Annotated in this window: 19 protein-coding genes; 5 read left to right on the top strand and 14 right to left on the bottom strand. The window is 62.6% G+C overall.

Annotation, left to right across the window (positions count from 1 at the left end; all coding sequences use genetic code 11):
* Nucleotides 1–4: 4 nt before the first annotated feature.
* From QRN54_RS24425 to QRN54_RS24480, 12 genes are all read right to left on the bottom strand, one after another.
* The gene (locus QRN54_RS24425; RefSeq protein ID WP_003944051.1) at nucleotides 5–877 is read right to left on the bottom strand and encodes an MlaE family ABC transporter permease; all 873 of its coding nucleotides are present in this window, start codon (nucleotides 875–877) and stop codon (nucleotides 5–7) included.
* Entirely contained in the window at nucleotides 874–1,614 is a 741-nt protein-coding gene (locus QRN54_RS24430; RefSeq protein WP_070161424.1) for an MlaE family ABC transporter permease, read from the bottom strand. The genes QRN54_RS24425 and QRN54_RS24430 overlap by 4 nt, the downstream gene beginning before the upstream one ends.
* Before the next feature lie 34 nt (nucleotides 1,615–1,648).
* Nucleotides 1,649–2,902, bottom strand: a complete 1,254-nt coding sequence (locus tag QRN54_RS24435; RefSeq protein ID WP_285183257.1) for a cytochrome P450 — start codon at nucleotides 2,900–2,902, stop codon at nucleotides 1,649–1,651.
* 60 nt (nucleotides 2,903–2,962) lie between these two features.
* Nucleotides 2,963–4,600, bottom strand: a complete 1,638-nt coding sequence (locus QRN54_RS24440) for an acyl-CoA synthetase (protein WP_285183258.1) — start codon at nucleotides 4,598–4,600, stop codon at nucleotides 2,963–2,965.
* Nucleotides 4,601–4,626: 26 nt separating this feature from the next.
* Entirely contained in the window at nucleotides 4,627–5,874 is a 1,248-nt protein-coding gene (locus QRN54_RS24445) for a hypothetical protein (protein ID WP_087503877.1), read from the bottom strand.
* A 5-nt stretch (nucleotides 5,875–5,879) separates the two neighbouring features.
* Nucleotides 5,880–6,431: a Cif family virulence factor gene (locus tag QRN54_RS24450; RefSeq protein ID WP_007728648.1), complete on the bottom strand. Its 552-nt coding sequence runs from the start codon at nucleotides 6,429–6,431 to the stop codon at nucleotides 5,880–5,882.
* Nucleotides 6,432–6,468: 37 nt separating this feature from the next.
* The gene (locus QRN54_RS24455; protein WP_020907945.1) at nucleotides 6,469–6,660 is read right to left on the bottom strand and encodes a ferredoxin; all 192 of its coding nucleotides are present in this window, start codon (nucleotides 6,658–6,660) and stop codon (nucleotides 6,469–6,471) included.
* Between the two features lie 2 nt (nucleotides 6,661–6,662).
* Nucleotides 6,663–8,057, bottom strand: a complete 1,395-nt coding sequence (cyp51, locus tag QRN54_RS24460) for a lanosterol 14-alpha demethylase (RefSeq protein ID WP_285183263.1) — start codon at nucleotides 8,055–8,057, stop codon at nucleotides 6,663–6,665.
* Nucleotides 8,054–8,860 carry an SDR family oxidoreductase gene (locus QRN54_RS24465; RefSeq protein ID WP_003944110.1) on the bottom strand — a complete coding sequence of 269 codons (807 nt, stop codon included), beginning with the start codon at nucleotides 8,858–8,860 and terminating at the stop codon, nucleotides 8,054–8,056. The genes cyp51 and QRN54_RS24465 overlap by 4 nt, the downstream gene beginning before the upstream one ends.
* Nucleotides 8,860–10,065 carry a cytochrome P450 gene (locus QRN54_RS24470; RefSeq protein WP_073513281.1) on the bottom strand — a complete coding sequence of 402 codons (1,206 nt, stop codon included), beginning with the start codon at nucleotides 10,063–10,065 and terminating at the stop codon, nucleotides 8,860–8,862. The genes QRN54_RS24465 and QRN54_RS24470 overlap by 1 nt, the downstream gene beginning before the upstream one ends.
* On the bottom strand, nucleotides 10,062–10,628 hold the full coding sequence (locus QRN54_RS24475) for a TetR/AcrR family transcriptional regulator (protein WP_024487471.1): 567 nt from the start codon (nucleotides 10,626–10,628) through the stop codon (nucleotides 10,062–10,064). The genes QRN54_RS24470 and QRN54_RS24475 overlap by 4 nt, the downstream gene beginning before the upstream one ends.
* Nucleotides 10,629–10,764: 136 nt before the next feature.
* The gene (locus QRN54_RS24480) at nucleotides 10,765–11,622 is read right to left on the bottom strand and encodes a mycofactocin-coupled SDR family oxidoreductase (RefSeq protein ID WP_007728643.1); all 858 of its coding nucleotides are present in this window, start codon (nucleotides 11,620–11,622) and stop codon (nucleotides 10,765–10,767) included.
* A gap of 217 nt (nucleotides 11,623–11,839) precedes the next feature.
* On the opposite strand from QRN54_RS24480, the gene QRN54_RS24485 reads away from it, so the two are divergent.
* From QRN54_RS24485 to QRN54_RS24505, 5 genes are all read left to right on the top strand, one after another.
* Nucleotides 11,840–13,306, top strand: a complete 1,467-nt coding sequence (locus tag QRN54_RS24485) for an aldehyde dehydrogenase (protein ID WP_285183270.1) — start codon at nucleotides 11,840–11,842, stop codon at nucleotides 13,304–13,306.
* Nucleotides 13,307–13,366: 60 nt separating this feature from the next.
* Complete coding sequence (locus QRN54_RS24490; RefSeq protein WP_030536773.1) at nucleotides 13,367–14,116, top strand: SDR family oxidoreductase; 750 nt, start codon at nucleotides 13,367–13,369, stop codon at nucleotides 14,114–14,116.
* Nucleotides 14,113–15,048: an NAD(P)-dependent oxidoreductase gene (locus QRN54_RS24495; RefSeq protein ID WP_054187433.1), complete on the top strand. Its 936-nt coding sequence runs from the start codon at nucleotides 14,113–14,115 to the stop codon at nucleotides 15,046–15,048. The genes QRN54_RS24490 and QRN54_RS24495 overlap by 4 nt, the downstream gene beginning before the upstream one ends.
* Complete coding sequence (locus QRN54_RS24500; RefSeq protein WP_003944075.1) at nucleotides 15,045–15,506, top strand: carboxymuconolactone decarboxylase family protein; 462 nt, start codon at nucleotides 15,045–15,047, stop codon at nucleotides 15,504–15,506. The genes QRN54_RS24495 and QRN54_RS24500 overlap by 4 nt, the downstream gene beginning before the upstream one ends.
* An 87-nt stretch (nucleotides 15,507–15,593) precedes the next feature.
* Nucleotides 15,594–17,060 (top strand): FAD-dependent oxidoreductase, encoded by a 1,467-nt coding sequence (locus QRN54_RS24505; RefSeq protein WP_285183274.1) that lies wholly within the window; start codon nucleotides 15,594–15,596, stop codon nucleotides 17,058–17,060.
* A 10-nt stretch (nucleotides 17,061–17,070) separates the two neighbouring features.
* Here QRN54_RS24505 and QRN54_RS24510 read toward each other — a convergent pair whose 3' ends face one another.
* Nucleotides 17,071–17,907: a helix-turn-helix domain-containing GNAT family N-acetyltransferase gene (locus QRN54_RS24510; protein WP_083059990.1), complete on the bottom strand. Its 837-nt coding sequence runs from the start codon at nucleotides 17,905–17,907 to the stop codon at nucleotides 17,071–17,073.
* A 102-nt stretch (nucleotides 17,908–18,009) separates the two neighbouring features.
* The gene (locus tag QRN54_RS24515) at nucleotides 18,010–19,032 is read right to left on the bottom strand and encodes an alpha/beta hydrolase (protein WP_162114705.1); all 1,023 of its coding nucleotides are present in this window, start codon (nucleotides 19,030–19,032) and stop codon (nucleotides 18,010–18,012) included.
* Between the last annotated feature and the right edge of the window lie 45 nt (nucleotides 19,033–19,077).

Genomic DNA, 19,077 nt, shown 5'->3' on the forward strand with positions numbered 1-19,077 from the left:
CCCCCTAACCGGACAGATTGAAGTTGCCGGAACCGCCGTAGAGCGCGAGTGAGACGAGCAGGGTCACCGCCACGACGCAGATCAGCGAGAGCCGAACCCCGCGGCCCACTGCAGTTCCCACGCCCGACGGTCCCCCGGACGCGTTGTATCCGTAGTACGTGTGGATCAGCATCACCAGTAGTGCCATCACGAGCACTTGAACGAAGGACCATGCGACATCGACCGGATCGAGGAACGTCGTGAAGTAGTGGTCGTAAAGACCGGAGGACTGACCGAACAGCACGACCGTGGTGAACCTTCCGGCCAGAAAAGATCCTACGAGCGCCAATGAGTACAGCGGCAAGATCGCGATCATCCCTGCGGTGACGCGGGTGCTGACGACGTACGGGACCGAACTGATCGCCATCGATTCGAGGGCGTCGATTTCCTCACTGATGCGCATGGCACCGATCTGCGCGGTCGAACCTGCGCCGATCGTGGCCGACAGGCCGATTCCCGCGATGACCGGCGCAGCGATACGAACGTTGATGAAGGCGGAGAAGAATCCGGTGAGCGCTTCGACTCCGATATTTCCCAGTGAGCTGAAACCTTGGATCGCAATGGTGCCGCCCGAGGCGAGAGTCAAAAATCCTACGACCGCAACCGTGCCGCCGATCACTGCCAAAGCTCCGGTGCCCATGCTGATCTCGGCTACCAGCCTCAACACTTCTTTCGGGTGTTTGCGAATTGCCCACGGGATGTGAGCGATGGCGCGCGCGAAGAAGACAGCTTGTCGCCCGACGTCGTCGATCGAGCGTGACGTTCGAGCCACCCGCGCCCGCGTGCGTCCGAACTTGCCGATTTGTGCCAGCGAATCCGACAGCGTCACCTCGATCACCCCGCCGTCAATCGGATGCCGACCGCGGTGACGATGGTGTTGACGACGAACAACGCCATGAATGCGTACACCACCGTTTCGTTGACGGCCTCCCCCACGCCTTTCGGCCCACCCCGTACCGACAGTCCGCGATAGCAGGCCACCAATCCCGCCAGCATCCCGAACAGTGCAGCTTTGACCATCGACAACGCCACCTCGGGCAGGCCGGTCAGCAACGTGATTCCCTCGACGAAGGCGCCAGGGTTCACGCCCTGGAGAAACACCGAGAAGGCGTAACCGCCGGCGATGCCGATGACGCAGACGAGTCCGTTGAGCAGCAAAGCCACCACGGTCGACGCGACCACCCGCGGAATCACCAACCGATTGATCGGATCGATCCCGAGCACCTCCATGGCGTCGATCTCTTCACGAATCGTTCTCGATCCCAGATCGGCGGCGATGGCTGTCGCGCCCGCACCTGCCACGATCAGCACCGTCACCACCGGACCGACCTGAGTCACGGCACCGAGCGCGGCCCCGGCGCCGCTGAGGTCGGCGGCACCGATTTCGCGGAGAAGGATGTTGAGGGTGAAACTCACCAGGACCGTGAACGGCACGGCTACCAACACTGTCGGCACGATCGACACCCGGGCGATCATCCAACTCTGCTCGAGAAACTCTTGCACCTGAAAGCGGTTGCGGAACAAGCCCACTGCGACATCGGCGCCCATCCGGTAGAACTGGCCGAGTTCGCGCATCGGGCCCGCAAGTGCAACTCTTCCGCTGTACACGTCAATGCCCCGAAGGACATGACGTGGAGTTGCCGTAGTCGACCTTGAATTCCTTGATCCCGTTGAGCCAACCGGACGAGAGCCTGCTCGGATCGCCGAGCTTGCTGATGTCGGGCATGTGATCGGCGATCTTGCCGAAGATCAGATCGACCTCCATTCTGGCCAGGTTGGCGCCGACGCAGTAGTGCGGCCCGGTTCCTCCGAACGCGAGGTGCGGGTTCGGGTCTCGGGTGATGTCGAAGACGTCGGGGTTCCCGAAGACGGTTTCGTCGAAGTTCGCCGAGCCGTAGAGCAGTACGACGCGCTGCCCCTTCGCAATCGCAGTGCCGGCAATCTGTGTGTCCACCACTGCTGTTCGTTGCATCGACGTCAGTGGCGAAGCCCAGCGGATGATCTCGTCCGCGGCGGTGCGCGGACGCTCGCGCTTGTACAGTTCCCACTGATCCGGATGCTCGAGAAATGCCATCATGCCGAGTGTCGTTGCGTTTCGCGTCGTTTCGTTGCCCGCGACAGCCAACATGATGACGAAGAAACCGAACTGTTCCGGGGTGAGTTTCTGCCCGTCGATGTCGGCATGCACCAAGCGCGAGATGATGTCGTCGAGCGGTTCCTCCCGTCTCGCCTCAGCCAGTTGATAGGCGTAGCCCAATATCTGCGCCGACGCCATCCGAGACTCGCCGGCGAGTGACTCGTCGTCGTATCCCGTCATCTGATTCGACCATTCGTACAGCTGACGGCGCCCGTCCTGCGGTACACCGATCAGCTCCGAGATCGCCTGCATGGGTAACTCGCTGGCGATCTGGCTGACAAAATCACCGCTACCTTCCGCCACGGCAGCCGACGCTATGTCTTCTGCCCGCGCTTCCAACCCGGCCCGCATCGCTTCCACCGACCGCGGAGTGAACAAGCGTGCCACCAACTTGCGCAGCTGTGTGTGCTCAGGGGCGTCCTTGTTGATGAGGACGTGTTTTGTCGCCTCCAACTCCTCCGCCGAGATGTTGTCTTCATGCCGCGGAATGCAGCCGTTGACGTTGCTCGAGAACTCCTCGCTGCGCAACGAGACGTCGCGGACGTCTGCGTGGCGGGAGACAACCCAACAACCACCGTCGTGAAATCCGCCGGTACCCGGTTCCTGGGCGTTCCACCAGACCGGAGCGCATCGTCGTAGTTCGGCGAACTCGGCAAGCGGGACGCGCTCGCCGTACAGATGTGGGTCGGTCACGTCGAACCCGTCGGGAAGGTCGATCTCAGGCATTGCAGATGCTCCTTTACGGATGGGTGCCGGGTGCCGGGTGCCGGGTGTTGCGTGTGAGCGCTAGTCGATCCGGTGGACCGGGTCGCTGTTCTGTGAGAACTCCTTGGCCCAGCGGTAGTCCGGCTTGCCGCTCGGCGCTCGAACGACCTCGTCGGCGATCCAGAAGGAACGCGGAATCTTATAGCCGGCGAGGTGACTGCGGGCGTGCTTCTCGATGGATTCGAAATCCGGTTCCACACCGTCGCGGATGCGAAGCACTGCCGCCACCCGATTGCCCCACCGCTCGTCCGGAACACCGATCACTGTCGCGTCGTAGATGTCGGGATGGGCCTTCACCACGGCTTCGACTTCTTCCACGAAGACCTTCTCGCCGCCGGTGTTGACCACCATGTTTCCCCGTCCGAGGAGGGTGACCGAGCCGTCGTCCTCGATCCGCGCCCGGTCTCCGGTCACCACTGCCCGTGCGCCGTTCACCTCGCGGAATATCTCGGCCGACTTCACCGGATCCTTGTAGTAGCCGAGTGGAACGTTTCCGAGTTTCGCCAGCCATCCTTCGGCGCCCGAGCCCGGCTCCAACACACGGTTGTCGTCGTCGACGACGACCGTGAATCTGTTGGCACCCACTTTGGGTCCGCCACGCTGCTCGAGCCCTTTGGTTGCGAATCCGATTCCGCCGAAGCCTGTTTCGGACGATCCAACCGAATCGGAGATCATCAGATTCGGAAAGACGTCGAAGAACGCATCTTTGACCGATCCGGAGAAGAGCGCAGCGCCGGAGGCGAGCACAGCCAGGCTCGACCCATCCGGTTGCATTTCGTGATGGGCTTCGACCAGTGGACGGCCCATGGCGTCGCCGGTGATGACCATGACCTGCGGCCGATACTCGGCGACGACTTTCCAGACCTGTGCCGCATCGAACTTCGGTTCGAAGATGACGGTGTTTCCGGAGAACAGAGCGTTGAACGTCGGCATCAGTGCCGAGGTGTGGATCAGCGGTGGAAGCATGCACCACCGCATCGGTTCGGCTGCCGCGGCGCCACCGCGCGACTGCTGGTACTCGTCGGCGATCGGCTCACCCGAATAGAAGTCGTAACCGCCGGCCAATACGCGCCAGATGTCTTCCTGCCGCCAGACGACGCCTTTCGGTCGTCCGGTTGTTCCGCCGGTGTAGAGAACGTAGACGTCATCGCCGGAACGCTCGGGAAATGCATGTTCACCTGTGCGAAGCGAGGATTGGTTGCCGAGCGCATCCTCGTACGCCACTGCCCCCGGAATCGACGGTTCGTTCCCGAGAGCGAGTTCGTCCGCCGCCTCGATCACGTACTTGACCCGCGGCGTGGCCACCAAGGCCTCGGCGACCCGCTCAGCGAAACCACGATGGAAAACCAACGCCGTGAGATCCGCGTTCTCGTACAGATAAACCAATTCGTCGCTCGTGTAGCGGTAGTTCACCGTGATGGGAACGCCGCGGATCTTGAAGGCCGCGAGGACAGCAACCATCGCCTCGATCGAGTTGTGCAGCTGAATACCGATGTGCGAACCGACACCCAACCCGACGGACTGGAAGTAATGCGCCAATCGGTTGGCCCGCTCGTCGAGCTCACGGTATGTCACCTCCTCGCCGGAAACGATCAGCGCGAGGCGATCGGGCATCACATCGACGGAATGCTCGAACAGGTCTGCAAACGTGTACGCCATAGGTTGAGTCCTTCGGGTTCGGCCGGTCAGACGACGAAGAGAGGCAAGGGGATTCCGCGATCTTCGAATACGAATGCCGCGCCGGTACTGACCTTCGTGATGGCGACTTCGACGCATTCCGGAGCGGGAGCCTCGGTGATGTCGACGGCCAGAAGAAGCCCCGCGGCATCTTCGGCCACCACTCTCACGGTGAAGTGCGGATTCACGCCGCGGACCAAAGCTTGGAGAGGATCAAGGTGCTCGCTGCCGAGCAAGGTCGGCCAACCGCCGTCGCGGTCGACAAGAGCTTCTCGCGAGATCCGCAGCTCCAGAGCACCGCCGTCCTGTCGAATCTCGCTCTCTACATACTGCTTCGGATTCAGCAAGGGATGCACGGACAGGACCAATGCCAACGATTCCAGCGTCGAAGGAAGCCCGAGCGCATCTCGAATACGCTGTGCCGCAACTCCCGCGATTCCGGTCAATTGCTTTCGCGTGATCTCGCGAGCCTTGTCTTCGTCGGCACGGCGGCGAACCGCTGCCAGAAAGCCCAACGCCAACAGATGATGCTGCACACAGATCTCCTCTGCGATACGAACCAAGGCTGATCGCGAGAAGTCGGAAAACCTCAGGTCGGACAACAACGGACCCGAGTAGTCCGCCCTACCGTCCCCACCGTGATCGATCGGGCTCAGCTCGACCGTCACCGCGGCGGTGCGTCCGATCTGCTCGGTGTGCGCGGTCATCACGGGAGGCGTGTGCGACGGGTCGATGGAAACGGTCCAGGCGCAGTGCGGATGTCGGTCGGCGGGCCTGCGCGGTGGTCGGTGAATCGGCCGGATCTGGGCGCGCGGGTTGGTCGCGATGGCCGTTGCATCGAAAGTCGGATCCTCGATGTCGTGACACATCGAGGTCACGAACTCATCGCCCAACGGCTCGACGTCCATGAGTGCTCCGCAATGATCGAGCCAGAATTCACCGTGCAGCGGATCGTCGACCCGGTATCGAAAGTCCATGAACTGTGGCGGAGCGCCGATGTCGAGTTGTAACCCTTTGAAGATCGTCACGACGTCGTCGCCCTCGTATCCGAGAGCCTTCTGCATGCGGCGGGTGTACCAGGGGCTGGCCGACTCCCACTCCTCGACGGCCACCTGTGCCATACCCTCGCGTCCGAATTCGACGATCAGATGCGCCATGCCCGAGCGATCGATCAGCTGCCCGCACAGGAGCAACTCGGGCACCAGCACGGCAAGGTCGCGCTGCGAGAGTGCCTCGAAGGAATCGCGCACCGACATCGGACTCACCACAGCGAAACCGGCGCGGTGCCCACCGGATACCAGCCCGGTAGCGGGTCGCCCGAGATCGATCGCTGGATCCGGCCCTGCATCCCCTTCGAGAGAGCGTTGTTGCCGATCATCTCCATGAACAGTGCCGACACGTTCCCGAAGTCGAAGAAGTCACGCTGCCACGACCATTGGAAATCCCCGCCGTAGCGGAACCAACTACCACCGATACCGTAGACGGAGTAGTTGCTACCGTCCTCACGCTTGGCATCGGAAATCTGCTTCCACAAGCCGATCACGTTTCCGCTACGGTCGTCGATCACAAAGTCTTGATACGGATACTCCCAGCCTTCGAGGCCCTTCATCTCGAGACCGAGCGCGACTTCGCGAATCTCCTCGCGCCCCACCGCCATGAAATCCTGCTTGGGGCCGTAGTTCCACCCGTACGTGGCGTCCTCGGTATACATGTCCGCCAACGGTTTCCAATCGCCGGCGGCTTCGGCCTTTTTGTTCGCCTCGATCCAGCGTTGGACCATCTCGTCGAGCTCTGCGCGGTCGAAACCCGTCATCTGAACTTCCTCCCTCGAGCACATGAATTCGCTGCAATCAATCGACAATTCTCAGGGCGCCGGTCGGGCAGTACCTGACCGCCATCTCGGCTTCACCGCGGAGCGACTCGGGTGGGTCCGAGTCCAGAAGACTGACCTTCCCCCGCTTCGGGACGACAAAGATCTCCGGTGCCTCCAGCTCACACGCCGCATGGCCTTGGCACAGGTCGAGGTCGACTTCGACGTGCATGATCACCCCTCACGCCCGGGACGTGTTCGGCGCCGGTACCTCACCGCGCACGGCTGCTGCAACTGGACGACCATCTTGCTGTGGTCGTTTCGGTAGGATTCCGACGGCTGCGCCATCTCGAACTCGAAGTCCCGCAGCAGGATCGAGAAGATCGCTTTGAGCTGCATCTGGGCGAACGCAGCGCCGACGCAGCGATGCCGGCCGGCTCCGAACGGAATCCACGTCCAGCGGTTGACGATGTCCTCTTGATTCGGGTCGATGTACCTCCCGGGATCGAAGGTGTCCGGCCGGGGAAAGTCCTCGGCGATTCGATTGGAGATCGCGGGTGTCGCGGCGACAAGATGGCCCTCTCGGATCTCGAAGCCGCCCACTTCGAAATCTCCACGTGCCACCCGCAACAGGATGATCAACGGCGGATGCAGTCGAAGGGTTTCCTTGACCACAGCCTCGAGAACCGGAATCTGGCGCAGGGCATGAAAACTGATGTCGGCGCCGTCGGAGTACAGATTGTCGAGTTCGTCGACGACGTCCGTCATGGTGTCGGGATGCCGCAACATCTCGATCAGCGACCACGCTGCCGTGCCGGAAGTCGTATGGTGGCCGGCGAACATCATCGAGATGAAGATTCCGGTGATCTCGTCGGCACTGAACCGGAGGTCGCCGTTCTCGTCCTTGACCGAGACCAACACGTCCAACATGTCGCGGTCATCCTTGCCATGCGGAGGATTCGCGATGCGCCCGTTCATGATGTCCTGTACCAGAGCGACCAACGCCAACCGGGCCTCGTCGCGGCGGCGGAAACTATCGATCGGCGCGTACGGATCCACGAAAGCCAATGCATCCGTTCCCTGTTCGAGCTCGTGATACAGCTTGGCGAAGCTATCATCCAGTTCGTCGCGGAACTTCTTGCCGATCAGGCACGCCGACGAGGTATAGATGGTCAGCTCGGCGAAGAAGTCGAGCAGATCGATCGCGCCTTCGTCTCCCCACTGCGCGACCATCGCCTCGACTTCGCGGCCGATCGTGGCGGCGTGCCCGCGCATCTGTTCGCCGCGCAGAGCCGAGTTGTGCAGCATCTCTTTACGCCGCTCCGGGCTGGCGTCGAAGACGACGCCTTCACCGAATATCGGCTTCATGAAGGGGTAAGCCGCTTGTTGGTCGAGATCCTCGTCGGTGGAGCGGAAGAAGAACTCGTTTGCCTCGGCTCCGGACAGCAAGATCACTGTGCGGTCGGCAAGTTGAAAGGCGCCGACGTCACCACATTCCTCACGCACCCGGCGCATGAGCGCTATCGGGTCGGTTCGCAGTTCCTCGAGATGCCCGTGCGGGAGATCCCCGCCGGACACCCGCGGCGGCTCTGGCAGTGTTCGCGACGTCTCTTGCACTCCGTGCGTCATGTCGTCTCCTGTGAGTTCGCAGTGGGAAGTTTGTCCAGTGGCGCCTCGGGCTGAACTTCGACGAGCACGATGTGTGCTCCTCGCGGCGCCGACACAACGGCGACGATGGCATTGGCGATGTCCGAGGCGCGCAGAAAGTAACCATGGCGGGCGAACCCCCACTTGCTCCACGATTCCCCGACCGGTCCGATGATCTCCGGCGTCGTGTCCATCCCCATGCCGGTCAGTGTCGGCCCGGGTCGCACGATCGACGCGCGAATGCCTGTTCCCTCGAGCTCCATTCGCATCTGACGCCCCATTGCCTCGAGCCCGGCCTTCGCTGCGTCGTACGCACCCATGAGTGGACGCTGGCGCTCGGCACAATCCGAGCCGATCAGTACGAAGTCACCGCGCTGTCGTTGCCTCATACCGGGGAGAACACGATGCGCCAATCGCTGCGCACCGACGAGGTGAACTTGGATCTGCCGTAGAAACGCCTCAGGATTCATCTCGTCCGCAGCCCCGAATTCGAGGTCTCCGGCACCGGAGACGACGATTTCCGCGGGGCCGTGGACTGCCTCTGCGGCCGAGACGAACCCGTCGACCGAATCACCGTCCGTGACGTCGAGGAAGTGGGCGAACGCTTCACCACCGTTGCTGCGGATCTTCTCGGCGATGGCTTCGCATTCGGCGACTCGACGCGCACCGAGTGCAACCGGATGCCCGAGTTCGGCCAGGGCATACGCGGTGGCTGTGCCGATTCCCGACGACGCACCACTGATCAGTGCCGGCCGGCGAACAGGATTGGGTTCGAAACGAGGCATCAGCGCACCTGCACTTTCACCGGCAGGGCCGCAAAGCCCCGGACATTTGTCGAATGAACACGCTCGATTCCGGACTCGACGACTTCGTAGTCGCTGACCCGACGCCCGAACTCCGCCAGGGCGATCTTGGCTTCGAGCTTGGCAAGGTGGGCACCGAGGCAGAAGTGCACGCCACCACCGAAACTCGCGAGTTTGCCCGACGAACTCCGGCCGATCTGGAAGCTGTCGGCATCGTCGAAGACGTCGGCGTCTCGGTTGGCCGATCCGATCAGGAGCAGGACCTTCTCCCCCGCCGGAATGGTGCGTCCGTGATATTCGAGGTCGACAACCGAAGTCCGAGCCACGATCTGGCTCGACGTGTCGTAGCGAAGAGTCTCTTCCACCCATTCCGAGGCTCGTTCGGGATCGTCGAGAACCGGTGTGATCTGCTCCCGGTGGTGCGAACCCCAGTACAGAGCGTTTCCGAGAAGCTTGGTCGTGGTCTCGTTTCCGGCCACGACCATCAGAAACATGAATCCGAGGATCTCCTGGTCCGAGAGTTTGTCTCCGTCGATCTCGGCATCGAGCAAGGCCGAGGTCAGATCGTCCGTCCGCGATCGGCGACGCTGCGCGATCATCTCCTTGTAGTAGCCCATCAAACTGATCGAAGCTTCCACCGCAGGTTGCGGCACGTCGAGAACACCCGCCTCTCGATGCACCACCAGATCCGCCTTGCGCCGCAGTTCGGCTCGGTCGGGTTCGGGGACCCCCATGAGTTCGGAGATGACGTCCATCGGCAGCTTTCCCGCCACCTCCGTAATCCAGTCGAACTCCCCCGCGCCCAACGCAGGTACCAGATGTTGCTTCGTGAGTTCGAGGATCCGGCCGTCGAGCTCCGCAACCCGTCGCGGCGTGAATCCGCGAGAAACCAACTGGCGCAACCGCATATGGCGGGGATCGTCCATCGCGAGAAACGACATCACATAATGCGCGTGTGGACCGTAGGCTGCGGGGTCGAGCGATACCCCGTTGGCGCTCGAGAGACGCTTGTTGTCCTTGAATCCGTCGACCACGTCCGCATATCGCGACAACGCCCAAAATCCCACGTCCGGATTGTGATACAGGGGTGATTCTTCGCGCAGACGCTTGTACGTCGGATACGGATCGTCGTGAAAGTGGTAGTCGTACGGATTGAAGACCACCGGATCGATCAAAGCTTCTGTCATGATTTCTCCAGGATCAGTAGAGCTGAGGCCTCCAGGCGTCCAGCGATTTGCGCGTAGGTTCCGTAGCCGATCCCTGCCCGCAGAAGCGCCCCGGCATAAAGCATTTCGAGCGCTTCCAACACTTCGGGTTCGCCATTCGGATCCAACGCCGAAGCGAGTCGTTGATGGATCTCGAGTCCGATCCGCCCGCGAAGATGTTCCACTTCAGGATCGGATCCGAGCAGTGCATTAGTCACGGCGGCCGATACCTCCGGTTCGTCCGCGAGAAGCAGCGCGATATTTCGAAGTACAGACAGCACGTGCGCGGTGCGATCCAACCCCGAGCCATCAGGCGCCGACGAGTTCTGAAGTCTTCGCCAGAAGACCTCTGCGACCAGATGCTCCTTGGACGCGAAATACGTGTAGGCGGTCGCAGTTCCTACACCCGCTTCGGCCGCAACCGAACGGACAGTCAGTCCGGAAAACTCTTGTTTGCGTAGAACTTTCACTGTTGCTTCGGCAAGCCTGGCCACAGTTTCCGCCTGTTTGCCCGTGAGGCGCCTGCGAGTGGATTCATAGACAATCGATCCCCCGCCACCTGAATCGCCCCGTTTGCTGGACACGTGTCTGGACGTTACTACAGCGTCCTGTCCAGGGCAACGAAATGGGGAAACTTCGAAAATTCACCACGAACAGGCAGCCACGAAGCGAAAAGTTCTACTACAGACCGATCTTCATCCCGGCACCAGCGTCCACGCGCAGTTGCTGGCCGGTGACGAATCGCGACTCGTCCGAGGACAGGTACACGACCGCATGCGAGATGTCCGCGGGTTCGACCCACGGAGTCGGCATCGCCTGCATGAACGGGAACGTCACTGCCGCATCCTCGGCCGTCGGATTCTCGAGGTCGGGACGGAACGTCCGGTACATCGGCATGCTCTGCAACATGTCGGTGTTCACATTGGTCGGATGAATCGCGTTGACGCGAATGGAACTCGGCCCGAGGGTCAGCGCCAACGAACTGGTATAGGCCTGAATCAGCTTCTTGGCCAAGCCGTATCCGTCGCCACCCGGACCCTGGAGCGCCTGTTGCCCGTTGAATCCGGTCTGCGGCACCAGACCGGCAACAGATCCGATCGCGATGATCGAACCCCCTTCGCCGAGGTATTCCATCGACGCGTGCACTGTATTGACGACACCGAGAAAGTTCACATCGAAGGCGTCGACGAAACCGGCGGTCGACACGTGTTTGCCCAGCGGACAGATACCGGCGTTCGCCACGACGACATGCAATCCGCCCAACTGCCCTACCGCCTCGGCAAGTGCTGTTTCGAGTCCGGCGCGATCACGGACGTCGACACGCGCCGTCACCACCTGCTGCCCGGCCTCTTTCACCAGTCGAGCCGTTTCCTCCAGATCGGCTGGACTGGCGAGCGGGTATTCGTTGCTGGCGATGTCTGCGCACAGATCGAAGGCGATGATGTGCGCGCCCTCCTGCGCGAGACGGACGGCGTGACTGCGCCCCTGACCTCGAGCAGCGCCGGTCACCAACACCACTTTTCCGTCAACTCTGTTCATTTCGACCTCTCTCCTGTGGCTGTGAAGACGTGGTTGTGAATGTGCGGTGAACCGTAGCGGCGCCGCACCGGACACGAGGCGCTTTTCGTCGAAGCAGATCCGAGACCCTCTCGAGACCGCTGGGCTCTCGAAATCTCTTATGCCCCAAAAACCATTGCCTCAACCACAAGTGTGAACTAGAGTCCAGACACATGTCCAGAAAGAGAGGGTTTGCGCTATGACGCTTCGACCCGCAGACAGTTCTGCACTTCTCGTCGACGGAAAGCTGGTTCCCGGATCCGGCGGAACCTTCGAAGTTTTCAACCCGGCGACCGAGGAACTGATCGGCCGTGCGGCCGAAGGCACCGCCGCGGACATGGACGCGGCCATCGCCGCTGCGCGCCGTGCGTTCGACGACACCGAATGGGCACGCGATCACGGGTTTCGCGCTCACTGCCTGCGCCAACTGTGCGATGCACTCCAGTCCCACATCGAGGAGTTGCGTGAGATCACCGTCGCCGAGGTCGGCGCACCGGTCATGCTGACGAGCGGTCCGCAGCTCGAAGGCCCGATCGAAGATCTTCGCTACTGGGCCGATCTGATCGAAACCTATTCGTGGGAACAAGATCTCGGGCACGCGTCTCCCATGGGGATTCCGACCCATCGCCGACTTCTCAAGGAAGCCGTCGGCGTCGTCGGCGCAATCACACCGTGGAACTTTCCGCACCAGATCAATTTCACCAAGCTCGGTCCCGCCCTCGCAGCCGGCAACACCGTCGTTCTCAAACCCGCGCCGGACACGCCCTGGTGCGCCGCGCTGGTCGCCAAGGTGATTGCAGAAGAGACCGAGATCCCGGCCGGCGTAGTCAACGTCGTGACGTCGACGGATCACTCCCTAGGCGCGCAGCTGTGCAGCGATCCGCGCGTCGATCTCGTGTCCTTCACCGGTTCCACCGCCACCGGACGCACAGTGATGGCCACGGCCGCGCAAACTCTCAAGAAGGTCTTCCTCGAACTCGGGGGTAAGTCCGCATTCATCGTCCTCGACGATGCGGACATCAAAGGTGCATGCTCGGTTGCCGCGTTCTCCGTCTGCGTTCATGCCGGTCAGGGATGCGCGCTCAGTACCAGACTTCTGGTGCCGCGCGCTCGGTACGACGATGCTCTGGCCGCGGCATCTGCCGCGATGGCGGGTATCCGAGCCGGCGACCCCAGCGCGCGCGGAACGGTGTGTGGCCCGGTCATCTCGGCGCGCCAGCGCGCCAGGGTGGAGAGCTACCTCACCCTCGCGGTCGAAGAGGGCGGCACGATCGTGACGGGTGGGGGCCGTCCCGACGATCGCGAGAGGGGTTTCTTCGTCGAACCCACTCTCATTGCCGGGCTGGACAACTCGTCTCGCGTAGCGCAGGAGGAGATTTTCGGGCCCGTCCTCGTGATCCTTCCGTACGACAACGACGACGACGCTATCCGGATTGCCAACGATTCCCCATACGGCCTGTCCGGGTCGGTGTGGGGCACCGATCCCGATCGCGTCGCGCACGTCGTTGCCGGTGTCAGAACCGGAACGCTGAGCGTCAACGGCGGCGTCTGGTATTCGGCCGACGCACCGTTCGGCGGCTACAAACAATCCGGGATCGGCCGCGAAATGGGCCTCGCGGGTTTCGAGGAATACCTCGAAACCAAGCTCGTCGCTTCACCTTCCTGACATTCCACACCCTCACCCCACACCCTCACCACAGAAAGATCACCACGAAAGTAGGTCGACATGGGACGTTTCGACGGTCGCACCGCGATAGTCACCGGAGCAGCGCAGGGTATCGGAGAGGCGTATGCCCGCGCTCTGGCCGCGGAGGGGGCCAACGTGGTCGTGGCGGACCTCAATCGCGAACTCGGTGAAGCAGTCGCCAAGCAGATCAACGCGGACGGCGGAAATGCCGTGTTCAAGGACGTCGACGTCGCCGACGGGGAGTCGACTGCGGCACTCGCCGACTTCACGATCGAGCAGTTCGGCAGCATCGAGCACCTGGTGAACAACGCTGCCATCTACGGCGGAATGAAGATCGATTCCCTGTTGACGGTGGACTGGGACTACTACCGAAAGTTCATGAGCGTCAACATGGACGGCGCATTGCACGTGTGCCGGGCGGTCGTACCTCACATGCGAGCGAAGGGCGGTTCGATCGTCAACCAGTCCTCCACAGCAGCCTGGCTGTACTCGAATTACTACGGACTCGCGAAGGCCGGCGTCAACAGCCTGACACAACAACTCGCGACCGAACTCGGCTGGTCGAACATCCGGATCAACGCCATCGCTCCCGGCCCTATCGACACGGAGGCGACTCGAACCGTCACCCCCGGCAACATCGTCAAGGACATGGTGAAGCGAATCCCGTTGCAGCGCATGGGAACACCGGACGATCTCGTCGGCATGTGCCTGTTCCTCCTCTCCGACGACGCAGGCTGGGTGACCGGGCAGATCTTCAACGTCGACGGAGGCCAGGTGTACCGGTCATGACGCAATCGGCGCCGAAAGCCAGCGCTTCGAAAACCAGACTGGGATACATCGGCCTAGGCAACATGGGCGCGCCGATGGCGCAGCGCCTCCTGGACTGGCCGGGCGGACTGGTGGTGTGTGATGCCCGCGCAGAAGCGCTCGAACCGTTCACCGCTGCGGGCGCGAGCGCAGCATCGACGCCCGCCGACGTTGCAGCGCAGGCGAGCATCATCTCCGTCACGGTGCTCGACGACGCGCAGGTACGCGAGGTTGTGTGCGGGCCGCACGGGATTCTGTCGACCGCACAGCCAGGCACTGTCGTCGCGATTCACTCCACTATCTCGGACACCACGGCGGTGGAACTCGCTGACATCTGTCAACAGCGTGGTGTTCTGCTGGTCGACGCGCCGATCAGTGGCGGTGCCGGCGGCGCAGCGCAGGGCAGGCTGGCAGTGATGATCGGCGGCTCCGACGAGGCGTTCGAAGCCGTCCGCGAGCCCTTCGGATCCTGGGCCGAGCTGGTGGTTCATGCCGGTGACGTCGGCGCGGGAACGCGAATGAAGCTCGCACGCAACCTTCTTCACTTCGTCTCGTTCACCGCCACGACCGAGGCCGCGCGACTCGCCGAAGCAGCAGGACTCGATCTCCGCACGCTCGGAAAGGTCGTCAGGCACACCGATGCGATCACCGGTGGCGCGGGCGCGATCATGCTCCGCGACACCACCGCACCGGTCTCGGAGGACGACCCGTGGTTCTCGATACTGCGGCATGTTCGCAATCTCGGGGAGAAGGACTTGGCCTTGGCCATCGACCTCGGTGATCGGCTGAATCTCGACCTGCCGCTCGCGCACCTTGCGCTCGCCGGACTCGGTGCCGGTCTGGGCGTCGGGAATGACAGCGAAGACAGGTCGGCCGAACCTTCAACGGCATCTACTATTCGGGAGCACGCATGACCGACACCACTCACATGACCGATGCCGGTGGAACCGACGAAAGCCGCATCTCCGAGGCCCGTGCTCGTGGCGTCGCGAAGATGAACGAGGTGTACGGCTGGGAGCTTCCCGCCGACGTTCCCGGCGACTTCTTCGCGGTCACCGCCGACCACCTCTTTGCCGACATCTGGACGCGACCGGGACTGTCGGTACGTGATCGACGACTACTCCTGATCGGTGCCATCACCGCCCAGGGGCAGAACGATGTGGCGAAGATCCAGATCAACGCTGCTCTCCACAACGAGGAGTTGACCGAGCAGCAGTTCGAAGAGGCCGCAATCTTCCTGTGCCACTACGTCGGCTGGCCGCTGGCCACCGGGCTCAACAATGCGCTGATCGCCGTGAAGGCCGACAGACGTAAGGCCGCGCGCGCCAAGGAGAAGGCCGCGGCCGATTCCGCGAAAACGGACACCGACTGACTTTCGGTCGAGATACTGCCATCAGGGCATCGATCACACCCACCGATTCCCCCACCAACCAACCAGAAGAACGAAGGATCCGAATCCATGGCCGAGGCCAGCTCAATCCGTCCGCAGTCCTCCGCAAACATCGAGCAGTGGCACTTCGAGGCTGACGTCGTCGTCGCCGGCTACGGCATTGCCGGAGTGAGTGCTTCGATCGAGGCCGCGCGAGCAGGCGCCGACGTGTTGGTGCTCGAGCGCACGAGCGGCTGGGGCGGCGCTGCGGCGCTGGCAGGCGGATTCATCTATCTGGGCGGCGGGACCCCGTTGCAGCAGGCACTCGGGTTCGAGGACTCCCCCGCCAACATGAAATCGTTCATGATGGCCGCACTCGGTCCCGGCGCCGACGAGGAGAAGATCACCGACTACTGCGAAGGCAGCGTCGAGCACTACAACTGGCTCGTCGACAACGGTGTGCCGTTCAAGGAGAGTTTCTACAGCCAACCCGGCTGGGAAACACCCTTCGACGACGGACTCATGTATTCCGGCGGCGAGAACTCGGCACCGTTCAACACGATCGCGACACCGGCCCCTCGCGGGCACGTTCCACAGATGAGCGGCAAGCGCACCGGGGAGAAGGGCGGTGGTTTCATGTTGATGAAGCCACTGATCGAGACGGCCGAAAGCCTCGGCGTACGAGCCGAATACGACATGCGAGTCCAGCGCCTGGTCGTCGACGGAGATCGAGTGGTCGGCATCATCGCCAAGCAGTACGGCAAGGAAGTGGCAGTTCGAGCACGCACGGGTGTCGTACTGGCGACGGGAAGCTTCGCCTACAACGAAGCGATGATCCAGTCGTACGCCCCACGGCTGATCGGGCGCCCCGGTGCGGCTATCGAAGAGCACGACGGAAAGTCCATCCAGATGGCGCAGGCTCTCGGGGCCGACCTCGCGCACATGGACGCCACCGAGGTCGCATTCTTCGGCGACCCCCAGTTGATGATCCGCGGCATTCTCGTCAACGGACGCGGCCAGCGCTACGTCAACGAGGACACGTACCCGGGAAGAATCGGCCAGGAGACGCTGCTGCGCAACGAGAATCAGGCCTACCTGATCATCGACGAAGCTTCCTACGAAGAGGGCTGCGCCGCCGACAGTTCCACACCGTTCTTCAGATTCCAGCCCAAGTGGGTGGCCGAGACCGTCGAGGAACTCGAATCCGACATGGGTCTGCCGGAAGGCACCCTCCAGTCGACCGTCGAGGTCTACAACCGCCACGCCGCCCGTGGTGAGGACCCGGTACTGGGAAAGAAGAAGGAGTGGGTCAAGCCGATCGGCTCACCCGTCGCTGCGCTCGATCTTCGCAATTTCACCGCCGGATTCACGCTCGGCGGTCTGCGCACGTCGATCAACTCGGAGGTCATGCACGTCTCCGGCGAACCGATCCCGGGTCTGTTTGCCGCTGGACGATGCACCGCCGGTGTCTGCGCTGGCGGGTATGCCTCCGGAACGTCCCTCGGAGACGGCAGTTTCTACGGGCGACGCGCCGGAGTCAGCGCTGCCAAGGGCTGAGCGTCTCTTCTCAGATGTCAGCATCCGCAATGTCAGCGTCCTCGCTGCGACGTTCGAGGAACAACGTGTCACGCCACCGCCCACCCAGTTGAGCGATACGCGAGCGAGTGCCGACGACTCGGAATCCGACGGCCTGGTGCAAGGCGACGCTTGCCCGGTTCTCCGGGAAAATCGACGACTGCACTGTCCAGATCTCACTGGCGTCGGCGGCTTGCACCTGTCGGCGAAGCAGCAGCTTGCCCACGCCGCGCCCGCGAGCGCCGCTACCGATGTAGATGGAGTTCTCGGCGACCCCGCGGTAGCAGTCTCGCGAGGACACCGGGCTGAGGCTCGCCCAGCCTTCGACGCGGCCGTCGATCTCGGCCACCCATCGATGATCGGGTAACCATTGCGCGTCGAGCTTCTCGGCGGATGGCACCGAGGTGGTGAACGTCGCGGTTCCGGTGTCGATTCCTTCGCGGTAGATCGAGCGGACGGCATCCCAGTCGCCGGATTCCATGCGGCGCACCACCACGTCATCGGGAAGAACTCCCAGTGTGTCTTCGACCGGACCGCGAGCAGCCACGACGGCGGCCGCTGCCATCAGATCGGAGTATGCCGTTCCGGCAACACTGACAACCGAAGTGCCTTCACGCACCGAAGCCTCGACAAAACCGACCTCGATCAAGGCCTCGAGGTGGGCACTCAACGCCGACGGCTCGAGTGATGCGGCGTGTGCAATCGTGTCGACGTCGATCGGACCGCCGGCAGCAAGTCGGAGCACTCGCAGCCGCGTCGGATCACCCAGGCACGCAAACCTGCGCGCAAGTACGTCGGTGTCGAGGGGAGCGAGTGTTTCTGAACTCATGAGGCGACTATAACGCCGCTGACCTGCAGTTCGGTCGGCTAGGTTCGGCAAGAGTGTCCCGGAGTGAGAAACAACTCAGCCACCGACCCCAGGGTTCGCCGGCTAACGCGCACCGATCGACGCGGCAATCATCGACCACGAGTTGTGAAGATCGTCCTGCCAGTAACCCCAAGAGTGAGTGCCAGTTGCCCGGAAATCATAGGTGGCCGGGATACCCAAGGAGTCGAGCCGCTCGGCCAAACGCTGGGTGCACTGGTTCGTCCCAGCCTCGATGACTCCACCCACGATCACCTGGTTCGCCAGAACGCCGAGGTCGCCGTTGACCATCGGTCCGCCCAGATTCTCGTGTGGGCCGGGCAGGCCCGATCCATTGCTGATGTAGAGGTCGACCCCCCGCAATCTCTCGGCGTTGACCACAGGATCGTTGGCTACCCAGCCCGGACCGCCGGGAGGACCCCACATGTTGTCCACGTTGCCGCCGCGGAATCCGACCACGAATCTCACGTAGTCCTGACCGGGTTGAGTACTCGTCTCGGCACACCCGCTGAAAGCACCGACGGCACGGTAAACCGATGGCGCCGCCTCGGCCAGGCTCAGAACCGAGGTACCTGCCATCGACAATCCGGCAACGGCATTCGTACCCGTAGTCCCGAGCGTGGCATCGACGATCGGTGGCAACTCCTGGGTGAGAAATGTGGTCCACTTGTTCAGTCCGAGAACAGGATCGGGCTTCTCCCAGTCGGTGTAGTAGCTGTAGGCACCGCCGATCGGGTTGACGACGTTGACGTTCTTGTCGCCGAAGAAGTCGACGACGTCTGTCCGTGTCTGCCACGTCGCCGTGTCCTCGCCTCCGCCGGCGCCATTGAGTAGATAGAGGGTCGGCCGGGGCGCACTTGTGTCTGCCGGCCGAATCACCTCGAGCGGAATCACCTTGTCCATCGCAGCCGAGTAGACGTACATAGTCAGCTGACGGGCGTTGATCTCCTCGACGTGATCGAGAGCTGAACCGTCTGAAGGGGATGTCGGGGCCGGGTCAGCCGAGGCCAACGCTGCTTCGCCGAACAGTCCCGTCCACGCGACGAGGGCGACGACAAGCATTGCCCGAGTACGTCCGATTCTTCTCATTGCCGCTCCTCGTGCTCGATTGCGGTGCCCGGCAACAGCTCGGTG

The sequence above is a fragment of the Rhodococcus sp. MEB032 genome, from assembly GCF_030208925.1.
GTDB lineage: Bacteria > Actinomycetota > Actinomycetes > Mycobacteriales > Mycobacteriaceae > Rhodococcus_F > Rhodococcus_F qingshengii.